The sequence below is a fragment of the Candidatus Marinimicrobia bacterium CG08_land_8_20_14_0_20_45_22 genome (genome assembly GCA_002774355.1).
Lineage (GTDB): Bacteria > Fidelibacterota > UBA2242 > UBA2242 > UBA2242 > 0-14-0-20-45-22.
In genome coordinates, this window is record PEYN01000176.1 from 1 (window position 1) to 12700 (window position 12700).

Annotated in this window: 12 protein-coding genes; all 12 read left to right on the top strand. The window is 51.2% G+C overall.

Going from position 1 to position 12700, the window contains the following annotated elements:
• A partial coding sequence (locus COT43_10215) for a hypothetical protein (protein PIS27488.1) occupies positions 1-1456 on the top strand: 1456 nt, incomplete at its 5' end.
• Positions 1457-1515: 59 nt separating this feature from the next.
• Entirely contained in the window at positions 1516-3603 is a 2088-nt protein-coding gene (locus COT43_10220) for a hypothetical protein (GenBank protein PIS27489.1), read from the top strand.
• Entirely contained in the window at positions 3596-4840 is a 1245-nt protein-coding gene (locus COT43_10225; GenBank protein ID PIS27490.1) for a hypothetical protein, read from the top strand. Before COT43_10220 ends, COT43_10225 begins: the two co-directional genes overlap by 8 nt.
• On the top strand, positions 4840-5787 hold the full coding sequence (locus COT43_10230) for a hypothetical protein (GenBank protein PIS27491.1): 948 nt from the start codon (positions 4840-4842) through the stop codon (positions 5785-5787). The genes COT43_10225 and COT43_10230 overlap by 1 nt, the downstream gene beginning before the upstream one ends.
• Positions 5784-7628: a hypothetical protein gene (locus COT43_10235; GenBank protein PIS27492.1), complete on the top strand. Its 1845-nt coding sequence runs from the start codon at positions 5784-5786 to the stop codon at positions 7626-7628. The genes COT43_10230 and COT43_10235 overlap by 4 nt, the downstream gene beginning before the upstream one ends.
• A gap of 2 nt (positions 7629-7630) precedes the next feature.
• Positions 7631-8644, top strand: coding sequence for a hypothetical protein (locus COT43_10240; protein PIS27493.1), 1014 nt, complete (start codon positions 7631-7633; stop codon positions 8642-8644).
• A gap of 6 nt (positions 8645-8650) precedes the next feature.
• Positions 8651-9694: a carbohydrate kinase family protein gene (locus COT43_10245; protein ID PIS27494.1), complete on the top strand. Its 1044-nt coding sequence runs from the start codon at positions 8651-8653 to the stop codon at positions 9692-9694.
• 143 nt (positions 9695-9837) lie between these two features.
• Complete coding sequence (locus COT43_10250; protein PIS27495.1) at positions 9838-10371, top strand: D-lyxose/D-mannose family sugar isomerase; 534 nt, start codon at positions 9838-9840, stop codon at positions 10369-10371.
• Positions 10372-10374: 3 nt separating this feature from the next.
• Positions 10375-11415, top strand: coding sequence for a DUF4432 domain-containing protein (locus tag COT43_10255; protein PIS27496.1), 1041 nt, complete (start codon positions 10375-10377; stop codon positions 11413-11415).
• 9 nt (positions 11416-11424) lie between these two features.
• Complete coding sequence (locus COT43_10260; protein PIS27497.1) at positions 11425-11736, top strand: hypothetical protein; 312 nt, start codon at positions 11425-11427, stop codon at positions 11734-11736.
• Positions 11733-12209, top strand: coding sequence for a hypothetical protein (locus COT43_10265; protein ID PIS27498.1), 477 nt, complete (start codon positions 11733-11735; stop codon positions 12207-12209). Before COT43_10260 ends, COT43_10265 begins: the two co-directional genes overlap by 4 nt.
• A partial coding sequence (locus COT43_10270; GenBank protein PIS27499.1) for a hypothetical protein occupies positions 12200-12700 on the top strand: 501 nt, incomplete at its 3' end. The genes COT43_10265 and COT43_10270, both read left to right, overlap by 10 nt.

Consider the following 12700-nt stretch of genomic DNA (forward strand, 5'->3'; position numbering starts at 1 on the left):
GGTTTTTAATCCACTGCCGTTTGAACGCAATGAAGCTCCACAGGTATTTATCGACTTCCCGCGTGAAAAATTATATCGCGCCTTCTCGATCTACGACGATCAGGGCCAAAAGGTCAGTCACCAGGTGCTTTCCCTCGAGGAAAGTTACGTGATCCCGATTGAGCCGCATGAACTGCCGACCTCGTATTACACGACCAAGTGGAAAGTGGCTTTCGAGGCGAAAAATCTGCCGGCCCTCGGCTTTAAAACCTTCACTGTCAAACCGGAAGAAGGCCGCAAATCCAATTACGGTTCGCAGATCACAGCCACTAACACTCTCGAGAATGAATTCCTGAAAGTAAAGATTGAGCCGAATGGTACTCTGACCATTACCGATAAAAATAGTGGTGCGGTTTACCCGAATCTGCTCTGGTTCGAGGATTGCGGCGAATCCGGTGATCCGTGGTCACGCATTCCGCCGGTCGGCGACGGCAATTTGATTTACAATTCGCTGGGCAATTCCGCCGAAATCAGGCAGGTTTGCGACGGCCCGCTGACCACGACTTTCGCCATTAAAATTAAAATGAATCTGCCCGCCGAAGTCATCCGCAGCACGAAAAAACGCAGCGCCGTTGAAAAGGAATTACCGATCACTACTTTTATCACATTACACAAGGGCGATCCCAAACTGCATCTGGCCATTGACCTCGATAATACCATCAAAGATCACCGCCTGCGCATCATGTTCGACAGCGGGTTTCGTCCTGAGAAATCCATTTCCAGCGGCCAGTTCGACGTGCTTGAACGCGCCGTTTTCCTGCCGGACACTTCCGATTGGCTGGAACCGTACACCGGCACCCAGCCCAACAACGGCGGCGTCTGGGTCGAAAACGGCAAACGTGGCCTGGCCGTGCTGAATTTCGGCCTACCGGAATATGAAGTTTTCGACAATGAAAGCGGGACGGTTGCGATGACATTATTGCGCGGCTTCGGTTACCCGAAAATGTCCGGTATCGCTCGCGAAGATTTGGTCGAACGAGTTGGCAATGAAGGTTCGCAATGCCTGGGCATTCAGCATTACGAATTGGACTTATTTTTCTATTCCGGCGACTGGCAGACCGCCGGTGTCCTGCGACACGAGCGTGAACATAAATACCCGGTGATGAGCGTCCACCACGGGCGCTTTGCCGGAAAAGGCTTGACCAAATGCGAATCCTTCCTGAAAATCGAGCCGGAAACACTTTACCTGACCGCCTTGGAAAAGTCCGAGTCCGGCCAGGACTATGTGGCGCGTTTCTACAACCCATCCGAAGACACCGTCGAGGCTCTTTTACAGCTGAAATTCCCGGTAAACCAGGCAGTTGCTCTGGATCTGAACGAAGAGCCAGCCTTGGAAATTAAAATAGACGATCCGTGCCGGATTAAAATCACTGTTTCAAAAAAGAAAATTATCTCGGTGTTGTTAAAGCATGCCTAAAATCGTCTCTAATATAGCTAAATTTTCAACTGTCTATTTTGTCTGGAGCAATTTCTGATATGATTCCGCAAGTTAACGATTTGATTAGCAGTCCGATGACGCACCGTTTCGGGGACGTTTTCAATCCGCCGGGACTGACAAATTTCGTCGGCACGGTGCAGGCCGACATTGACCTGACCGGTATTCGCAGTCTGAATTTTCCACCGTTCGGCTCGGGACAATTACTGACCGCCGGCCTTTTTATCGAAGGTTTATATTTCCCGGCCACCGGAACACCGGTGACATTTTACTGGCGACCGGATAAGATTATTCGCACGGCCGAATTTCGTGGCCTGTTTCTGCAGTCGGAAACGGTCATGCTGACCGGTAAAAACGGAGTCATCATTCGGCTGAAAGTCGAAAACCGTTCGGGAAATAATCGGACCGTCGCCGTTAAATTCGGTCTCGCCGGATCAATTACACGCACGATTACAAAATGGAATTCTTTCATCCCGCCCAGTGAAGACGGTAATATCATTGAAACGGACGCGACCCACGCGGCCGTTATATTCAAGGCGCGTAACAGCCAGGCTTTCCAGATTCAGGGCGTTTTTCCATTCGCCGAAAATGTAAATCCGGCCTGGATAGACAGTCATTTGGCACTCGCCGCTGGTGAAACTAAAACATTGTATTACCTGAGTATCGTCGGCGAGAATATAAATAATATCATTACCCAGTATGATGAAATCAGCGCTAGCCCAAACGCTGCAATATTAAAAACCGAAAACGACTGGAATGCGGAACTAAAGGCGATTTTTACGCCCGGCAATAATCGCTACTCCGGTTATCTGCCAATCCTATTCACCGACGATAAAGATATCCTGAAACTTTATCTCATGGGCATCCTGAGCGTCGTTTATTTCAAACGCGACAATCCCTATTCGGTTTATGGGCGCGCTTATGACTCGCTCATGCCGCGTTACTGGCTGACCACGACTTTCCTCTGGGACTATCATCTCAGTCAGTTAGTCCACTCCCTACTCGATCCAGACGTCATGCAGAAATATCTCGAGCATTGGATGCAAATGGATATACATCACCACTTCGGTTCGGATTATCTGACCGGCGGTCCGGTCGGGCCATGGTATTCGGTCAATGATTATGCGATGCTGTCAATGTCGAGCTATTTCCTGCGCTGGAACGGCCGGAAAGACTGGCTCACGAAAAAAATTGACGGGGCGCAGATTAACGACTCCGGACCTAAAATCGTCCTCGAACATCTGCAGAAACACGCCGACAGCTGGAATTTCTTCAAAAGCAAACACGGCCTTGCCGATTACGGCAGCATCAACAACCTGCTGGAATGTGTCAGCACCTATATTCACGAAGTCGCCAGCCTGAATGCCGGCAATGTCTTTAACCTACGTTTTATGGCCGACCTGCTCGACCTGTCCGGTCAGCCCGAAAAAGCCCGGAAATACCGCGCAGAAGCCGCGACACTGCTACCCGAAGTTCAGAAATTATACAAACCTGGCGCCGGTTTCTGGCACGCCCGTTTTCCAGATGGCAAAATGGTCGAAGTGCGCCATTGCTACGATTTTTTCACAACGATTAATACAATCGGTGACGACCTGACGGCCTCCCAAAAAACTGAAATGTTCCGATTCTTCAACGAGGAACTCAAAACTGAAACCTGGATTCGGGCGATGTCAGCCTACGACGACAACACGATGTTCAGCCCACGGCCCGATCACCAGTGGAATGGTGGCTATCCGGCCTGGCCGCCGCAGGCCGCCGGAGCACTCTATAAAATCGGACACGGCAACGTCGCTTTCGAATGGATAAAAGGCGTCGCGCGCAGTGCCAATCAGGGCCCGTTCGGACAGGCGCAATTTATCGAGTCGATTGTGACGCCCGAAGACGGCGGCGCCCGCAAATGCCCCTACGATTACCCCTATCTATGCGACTGGGCTGTATCGGGCGGCGGAGCCTGGATCAATGTCATCATCGAGTCGATTTTCGGCGTTCAGGCCGGACTTAATGACATCATAGCCAAACCGGATTTCGGCGTTTTTGACCCGAAAGCCGAGTTGCATAATCTGCGTTATCACGGCAAACGTTTCAATGTAACCCAATCAGGTATCCGGGAGGTTGGAAAAGATGAGTAAATATTTTAGCATTTCAACTCTGCTTATTTGCATTTTGGGAGGATTTGTCATGCAGTGTAATCAGGCCCACAATTTCATTTTCCAGAAATTTGAAGCCAAGATCAAGACCATCGAAAATCCGCTGGAGCGCCAGATCGCTGCCAACGAACTGGTTCAGGCGGTTCGCAAAGGCAAGTATCCGATTTTCGAAAACGATTCAACCGTCGTCCTGCTTTACCAGGGCAATGACTCCAATATCGTCATTGACGGCGACATGACGCTCTGGACCGATTTTTGGGAAATGGAAACCATTCCCGGCATTGACCTGAAATTTAAACGCATGGTACTGGAACCCGACGCGCGCCTGGAATATGGCTTGGCCGTCACAAAAACCGGTTTTCCGTTCCCGGATCCGCTCAATCCCTACAAAGTCCTGAATGGTTTCGGCCCGTTCTCCGAACTGGCAATGCCGAAGTACGAACGCCACCCGATTTTTGAGCCGTTCAAATATGGCAAAAAGAGCGACCTTAGTCAGGTTACTAAAATCGTACACGAATCGCAAATTCTCGGCTATTCACATGACATTTTCGTCTATTTGCCGCCCAACTATAACGAATCGCAGAAATACCCGGTGCTTTATCTGCAGGACGGACAGGATTACATCGAATTCTGCCATATCCCGGTAATGCTGGACAATCTGATTCAGAACGGTCAAATTCGACCGTTAATGGCCGTTTTCATCCAGCCGCCCAACCGTTTCAAGGGCGAAATACCGAACCGCATGACCGAATATGGTCTGAATGAAAAATACGTGGACTTCTTGTGCGGCGAGCTGGTGCCGTTCATTGATAAAACTTACAGCACAATTAAGAAACCCTCCGCCCGGCTGGTTTGCGGCGATTCTTTCGGCGGCCTAGTGTCAGTATTTATTGGTTTCCGGCGACCGGACATTTTCGGATTGGCTTACGGTCAGTCCGGTTATTATTCCTTCCAGAAAGATTCCTTGATTCACATGATCGCCGATGCTGAAAAAAAGAACGTTTGTTTCCGGATTGACGCCGGCAATTACGAACGACGGGTGGGAGCCAGCTTCCTGCCTCAGGATGAGGGCGATTTCTGCGAAGCCGCCCGCCGCCTGAAAGCCGTGCTGGATGAAAAAGGTTATGAAGTGATTCATCGCGAATATCACGAAGGGCATACCTGGGGCAACTGGCGCCGGCATTTGATTGACGCTCTGGAAGATTATTTTGGGAAATAATGATGGCCGGTTTGCGACTGGGAATTGATTACGGCGGCACGAATGTTAAGTTTGGCATTTTCGACAGCAATGGTGCCGAAGTCGCCTTTCGTGAACAAAAACTCGCCGAACTGAGCCGCTCTGGTAATTTACTTGATAATCTGACGACGGCTGCCCGTGATTTTTCGTTTGATTATCAGATAGAATGCGGTGGATTAGCCATCAAGGGTTTGGTCGAGCCCCGAACCGGAATTTTACATAATGACATCGGCGCCGGTCAGTTGCTGGCCGGAGTCAATCTGAAACAGGCTTTTCAAAAAGCCCTGAACGTACCATTTATCGTTGATAATGACGCCCGTGCTTATGCCTGGGGCGAGTGGCGGTTCGGGGCCGGTCAGGGCAGTAATCCGATGCTCTGCATGACGCTGGGAACCGGTTTCGGTTCGGCGCTGATTTTGAATGGTCTTCCTTACTTCGGTGCCGATCCGGTCGGCGGATTACTCGGCGGTCATATCAGCATTGATCGCAATGGTCCGCCCTGTCCGTGCGGCAGTCGTGGCTGTCTGGAATTGTACTGCTCAGCTACGGCTTTTAGTCAGCGCGTTAAGACGGCGCATGCGGAACTGGAGCAATATTCCGAGCCGTTGCCGGTTTTCTTCGAGGCTGTCCGCCTCGGAAAAATCGAATATCTCCCGACCTTGCAGGCTTTTCTGCAGGATTTGGCACTTGGTATTGTCAATGCCATTCATGCCTACGGCCCGGAAACGGTTGTGCTCGGCGGCGGAGTGCTTAATTCAGCCGATCTGATTTTACCGGATTTAACTGAAATGGTACATGGCATGGCCTGGACTTTCCCACGCCAAACCGTCAAAATCAAAGCCGCCGCGCTCGGCAACCGCGCCGCCGCGCTCGGAGCCGCTTTTCATCCGCTGCTCGATAAACCGACTACCGGAGATTCCACTGTATGAATTCAAAAATTGCCCCGCCGTTTGCCGTCCCAATTCCGCAGGATGCCACCGAATATGCGCGCGGTTTGTACAATCCGTTTCCGGCTTTCCGCATCGCCGACAATCTGATTGCGAGCGGTTATTCCGCATTAGCCAAATCGCTTAAAGGTGAAATTAGTGATGGTCTGCGCGTTTTGGTCATCGACGGTTTTCAGGGCGTGGATTGGAATACTTTCCGGCGCAATCTGGAACTTGCTCTGGCAAAAACGAATGTAAAACCGGAATGGCACGATGTCGGAAATTGCCTCGCCGAAGCAAAGGATTTCCTCCCGAAAATCAAACCTTTCCTGGGCGGCGACGACCGGCTCTTCGGAACCCAGTTTCCGTTCGGACCGGAAATCTTTTTCGATGCAGAAAAAATCGCGGATTTGCGCATCCGGGCGGCAATGGCACGCAGTGCCAAGCCGGGCGAATTGACGATTTTCTATGGCACTGGAGCGGCTTTGGTCGAACTCTGGGACAAACTCTGGTACATTGACATTCCGAAAGACATTATCCAGGAAAATGCCAAAAAAAGTCTGACAACCAATTTTGGCTCCTCTCGTAACCCTGATTTTGAAGAGTTTTACAAACACGCTTATTTCGTGGACTGGCCGGCTCTCAATCGCTTAAAGAGGCGGCTTTTACCACGGATCGACCGGTTGATTGATCTGCAGAATCCCGAACAACTGACTTTTATTGAAGGCAGCGAATTCCGCGCGGCGCTGCGGGAGATATCTCAATCCGCTTTCCGGGTGCGGCCGTGGTACTATTCCGGTCCGTGGGGCGGCAAATTCATGCAGGGACATTTCGGCGTTCATCTCGACAAAGTCAATCTTTCGACCTCCTTTGAAATCATTATTCCGGAAAACGGGATTATCATCGAATCCGGTTCTAACCGACTGGAATTTTCTGCGGATTGCCTGATGTTTCAGGAAAATGAAAAGGTGCTCGGACCGCAGGCTGCCCGGCAATTTGGCGCCGAATGGCCGATCCGGCTCGATTATCTCGACACGATTGACGGCGGGAATCTTTCGATCCAGGTACATCCGCGCCCGAATTATATTCGCCGCAATTTCGGCGAAACTTTCACACAGGACGAATCTTACTACATCATTAACGCCAAACCGGACGCGCGCGTTTATATCGGCGTTACGGACGGCTGCCGGCCGGAGGAATTTTACCGGGCAGTCCAAAATTCGGTTGAAAATGGCCTCGAAATTGACACCGACAAATTCGTTAACAGCGAGCCCCCCAAGCCGCACGATCTGTTTCTGATTCCGAACGGAACCGTGCACGGCAGCGGCCGCAATAACTTAGTGCTCGAGATTAGCGCTACGACTTATATTTTCACCTTCAAGATTTACGACTGGATGCGCAAAGACCTGAACGGCAAACTGCGTCCGATCAATATCGAGCGTGCCTGGCAAAATATTCGTTTCGAACGCAACAGCAGATATGTCAGAGAACACCTGATCGCCAAACCTCGACTGATTGCCGAAGGTGACGGCTGGAAAAAATATTTGCTTGCCAGCCAGAAGGAAACCTGGTGGGAAGTGCATCGGGTGGAATTCGATCAGGAATTTGCCATGGACACCAACGGCACCGCCTTCGCTGTGAATCTGGTAGGCGGCGAATGCTGTAAAATAACGACCGCCAACGGTCGTCAGATGCCGCTGGCCTGGGCTGAATCCATGCTAATTCCCGCCGCCGCCGGTCATTTTTCCGTAAAAAATACCGGTACAACGCCCGGCAAACTGCTGCTTGTTTTCGTCCGTCCGACCATCGGAATCAGCGAACCGTTGAACAATCCGAGCGAATAAATATGTTCTCTCCGCAACCCGATTTCAACCGACTTAAAACAGCCGTCCGTTTCAGTGAACCCGATCGCTTACCGCTGGCAGAGCTTTGGGTAGACGCTGAAATCAAAGCCGCTTTTCTGGGCAATGTTTCCGCTTCCGAACTTGATTGCCGCAAGGCCGGTTTCAACGTCGCGAAAGACATCGAATTCTGGTATCGGGCTGGTTACGATTGTATCCGCTTGACACCGCGTTATGAGTTTTTCCAGCCGTGGCTGAAGGCTGAAAAAGCCTCCGACTTCGACGAAAAATTGGCTGTTTTTCTGCAGAATATCGACTACAGCGACATTGAAAAAGCCGAACAATTACTTCCATCAGGAATGAAAGTGATCTTCGCCCCCGAAGGCGGCATTTTTGAACAGGCCTGGATGAATCTGGGCTATGAAAAATTCATGACCGACTTGTATGAGAACCCGGAATATATCGGGCGGGTTTGCGATGTGATTGGCGCCGCCGAGCTGGCCATGTATGAAAAATTCAGCCGGAGCGATTTTGTCGGCGGATTCTGGTTTTCGGACGACATCGCCTACACGGAATCCCTGATATTATCGCCGGCTGTTATCCGCCGTTATCTCTTTCCGTGGTACGAAAAATTCGCCGCCCTGGCGCATGCCAACGCGAAGCTGTTTTTCTACCATTCCGACGGTAACCAGATACCACTGCTTGACGATTACATCGCCATGGGCTTCGACGCCATTCATCCCATCGAGCCAAAAGCTTGGGACATCACCGACCTGAAAAAGCGGCTGCACGGTCGCCTGGCGATGCTCGGTTCGGTCGATCTGGATTATCCTTTGGCGCGCGGTACGGCGGACGAGGTGCGCGAATATGTTCGCAAGCGTATTATCGAGATTGCGCCCGGCGGCGGTTTCGCGATTGGTTCGAGTAATTCCGTAGCTAAATACGTTCCGGTTGAAAATTACCGCGCCATGTTGCAGGCCGTGGCAGAATTCGGCCAATATCCCATTTTGAAAGGTTAATGAGACTTGACTGCTAACTCTGAAATAATCATCGCCGGGCATGTTTGCTTAGATCTCATTCCGGAATTCCCGGCGGATACCAACCCCAATCTCACCAAACCCGGTAAATTACTGACGATCGGCCGGGTGCATTATTCGACCGGCGGCGTCGTTTCCAACGTCGGGATTGCTCTGCATAAATTGGGTCTCACACCGCGCCTGATTGGTAAAGTCGGCAATGATCTCTTCGGCCGGACTATCATCGAATATTTCCAATCATTCGATGCTGCTTTATCACAAAATATCATCGTTTCTGGTAAGGACAGTACATCCTATACAATCGTCGTGAATCCACCCGGGCGTGATCGAACTTATTGGCATCATCCCGGCTGCAACGATTCTTTCGGGGCGGACGATATCGGTTTGCCGGATTTGTACGGTGCCCGCCTGTTCCATTTCGGTTACCCACCGATCATGAAACGCATGTATAACAATGACGGGGCTGAATTGGTCGAGATCTTTCGTAAGGTCAAAAAGGCCGGTCTGATCACGTCACTGGATATGGCGTCCATCGATCCGAATTCACCTGCCGAGAAAGCCGACTGGAATAAAATCCTTGAGGCGCTTTTGCCGTATGTGGACATTTTTCTACCAAGTTTAGACGAAATTTTATATATGACCAAAGCACAATCTCTTGACCAATTATCCGGTACAAGCAGCACTATTAATGAACAGATCTTGAATACAATTTCCAGCAATTTGATCAAACGGGGCGCGGCGATCGTCGGACTGAAACTCGGCAGTGACGGATTTTATCTGCGAACGACGCTCGACCAATGGCGTCTGGCATCTTTCATTCAAAATGCTGCCTCTTGGGCCGGGCGCGAACTTCTTTCGCCCTGTTTCATGGTCAAAGAGATGGGCACAACCGGTTCGGGCGATTGTACGATTGCCGGTTTCCTAGCAGCTTTTTTGAACGGCCTCTCACCATCCCAAGCTATTAATTCTGCCGTTGGCGCCGGAGCCTGTAGCATCGAAGCCTTGGATGCCACTACCGGCATTCCCGACTAGAATACTTTACAAAATCGCCTTGAATCCGGCTGGGAAAAATATCCATCGAATACTGCCTTCCGGAACTGGCACTGGAAGGCAACCGACCGGTTGCTTTACGGACCAAAAGACCGTAACAATTCAATTAATTAAAAGGTGTAAAAATGTACGACCTTGCTTCTGAAGCTTCCGCCCGGGTCAAAGTCGCACAGATGCTGGCATCGGCCAGGATCGTCATTACGAATCAAGAAGTTAAGCGGATGGAAATCGTTGATTTTGGTTTAAATCAACTGGCATCGCAGGGGCTGGAAATCGTGGTTTACGTCAATACCGACCGCTATTGCGCCAAGGAACTGGTGCTGTTTCCGCACCAGACCTGCCCGGAACATCGTCATCCGTCCCATGCCGGCCAGCCCGGCAAAATGGAAACCTTCCGCTGTCGCAAGGGAAAAGTTTATCTTTATGTCAGCGGAGAACCGGCGGCCAAGATCAAAGCCAAAGTGCCAAAAGGCAGCGAAAATTATTATACAGTTTTTCATGAAATCGAACTCAAACCCGGCCGCCAGTATACGATTCCGCCGGACACTTTACATTGGTTCCAGGCCGGTCGGGAGGGCGCGGTCGTTTCGGAATTTTCCAGCACCAGCCATGACGAGAGTGACATTTTCACCGATCCACACACCCGGCGCGTAGGCTGAGTTATGCAACTGTACGGCAAAACTATGACGCGGCGTGAAATCGAACAATGTCTCGGACGAATCGAACAGATCGGCGGTTTGCAGCATTGCCGTCTGACAGGTGGAAAAGCTGAAGGCGTCGAACAGGTTCAGGTGCGTACCGGCGCCGGTTTGACTTTTGAGATAAATGTCTCGCGTGGAATGGACATCGGGCTGGCGGAATATTGCGGTACCTCGCTGACCTGGCTTTCACCGAACGGTATAGTCCATCCGGCTTACTGGCAGGGTGAATCCACTAGTTGGCTACAAACAGCGGTCGGCGGTCTAGTGATGACCTGCGGTCTGACACAGGTTGGTTCGCCTTGTAATGATGATCCGGAAAATCTGTCTCTCCACGGCGACGCGCATCAATTGCCGGCCGAATTGTTACGCTGCGAAGGAGAATGGCAGGGCGACGAATATCTAATGACGGTCAAAGGTCGCATCCGCCAGAGCCGCATTTTCGGCGAAAATGTAACTCTGGCCCGCACGATCCGCAGCAAAATCGGTGAAAATCGGATCGAGATTGACAACGTTGTCGAAAAAGGCGGATTCTCTGAAACGCCATTCATGCTGCTCTATCACTTTAATTTCGGTTTCCCTCTGATGACCGGCGAAACGGAAATTCATTTTCCGTCACGGAAAGTCATCGCGCGGGATAATGAAATCCCGGTCATGGATTGCGCGCAATGGCCGGAACCGCAAAAGAATTTTCACGAACGGGTCTATTACCATGAAGATTTAATCACTGAAAATGGTACTGCCACGGCAGTCATTCATCAACCACATTTCCCGGTCGGGAATGAGACCCGCCCGCTAACCGTGCGGCTGATCTGGCGGACGGAAAACTTACCGCGCCTTGTGCAGTGGAAAATGCCAGGCGAAGGTGTTTATGTGCTAAACCTCGAGCCGGCCAACTGCCACGTCGAAGGACGCGTTGCCGAACGCAACCGCGGCACTTTACAAATGCTGCAACCAGGTGAAGTGCGGCATTATAATCTGGCTGTGGATATCAATGAGAATTAAGGAGGATTTTTGAATATCAGTACGGGAAAAGCCATCCGGCTCGGCAATCTGATTAACCCGAAGGATCGGCGCGCCCTGTGGCTCGATCTCTCGATTGCCGGGAAAACCGGAGCGAAGACGAGTTATCGGGATTTTTATAAAACAATCGCCGTTCTGGGTCAACACTGTGACGGAGCGATCGTCAATCCCGGTTTTCTGGAGAAGGCCGGCGAATTATTCGGCGGTACCCGGCGCTGGGCGCCAATCGTACTGGCGACACAACCAATTATCGGCGGCCGGATGGATTTTGCCTGCCGGGAAATCCGATTCAGCGGGTTATGATTTGCGATCCGGAGGATGCTTTACGCCTGGGAGCCGAAGCCATTTGCGCGCGCTTCATCATGGGCGTCGGTGACGAATTCGAAGCGGCAAATGTGCAGTCGATTGCGCGGCTGGCGCGCGCAGCCGAGCCGCAGGGTTTGCCGGTCATTGCCGAAGTTTGTCCGGTTGGCGAAAAAATCAGCGGCCGCGATTTCGGGACAGTTGTGAAACTGGGCATTGCCTGTCTGCTGGAGGCCGGCGTCGAGGTTTTGATTATTCCGACCTGTGCACCGGAAAGCATGGCCGAGATCGCCGCCTGGGTTGACATCTCGCTTATTATTAAGTGTGATAAGTTACCGGATACTGTTCCTCTCTCAAAGTTGTCCAACGGATTTTTACTGAGCATATCGCTGATTAATGAATCCACCTTTGCCGTCGAGCTGGAAGAATTATACCGTCAGACGCACGCCTGCAAAGGAGGCGTATGTCAATAATCTCCGGAAAAACCATCCGTCTCAATCGCCTGTTTAATCCGAGCGACAGCAAAGCCGTTTGCGTGGCGGCCGACCATGGCTGGATGTCCGATCCGACGCCCAATGTCACCAATCTTCGTCATATTTTAGATGAAGTGGTTCAAGGTCGTCCGGACGGAATTCTGGTCAGTTATGGCACTGCTCGACGGATGAGCGATCTGTTTGCTGGCAAAGGTTGTCCGACCCTGATTATCCGAGCGGATTGGATGAATATGCCGCGCCTGGATCAGCCCGGCGGCATTCTGCCGGTCAGCACATTTCAGAAGAAAGCCACCTCCTGCGCGAAAGATGCTTTGGCGATCGGCACTTCGGCGATCACGATTTACTATTTCGTTGGTTACAGCGCTGAATTCGAGGCGCTGAATATCGAACAGAACGCCGTTTTTGTGCAGGAATGCCGGCGTATCGGCCTGCCGGTTATTATCGAACCAATGGTCGTTGGCAAGCAAATT

What these genes read in the sequence shown, in the direction of transcription:
- COT43_10220 (PIS27489.1), top strand. Translation starts at nt 1,516, where the DNA reads ATGATTCCGCAAGTTAACGATTTGATTAGCAGTCCGATGACGCACCGT.
- COT43_10240 (PIS27493.1), top strand. Translation starts at nt 7,631, where the DNA reads ATGTTCTCTCCGCAACCCGATTTCAACCGACTTAAAACAGCCGTCCGT.
- COT43_10265 (PIS27498.1), top strand. Translation starts at nt 11,733, where the DNA reads ATGATTTGCGATCCGGAGGATGCTTTACGCCTGGGAGCCGAAGCCATT.
- COT43_10235 (PIS27492.1), top strand. Translation starts at nt 5,784, where the DNA reads ATGAATTCAAAAATTGCCCCGCCGTTTGCCGTCCCAATTCCGCAGGAT.
- COT43_10230 (PIS27491.1), top strand. Translation starts at nt 4,840, where the DNA reads ATGATGGCCGGTTTGCGACTGGGAATTGATTACGGCGGCACGAATGTT.
- COT43_10250 (PIS27495.1), top strand. Translation starts at nt 9,838, where the DNA reads ATGTACGACCTTGCTTCTGAAGCTTCCGCCCGGGTCAAAGTCGCACAG.
- COT43_10225 (PIS27490.1), top strand. Translation starts at nt 3,596, where the DNA reads ATGAGTAAATATTTTAGCATTTCAACTCTGCTTATTTGCATTTTGGGA.
- COT43_10255 (PIS27496.1), top strand. Translation starts at nt 10,375, where the DNA reads ATGCAACTGTACGGCAAAACTATGACGCGGCGTGAAATCGAACAATGT.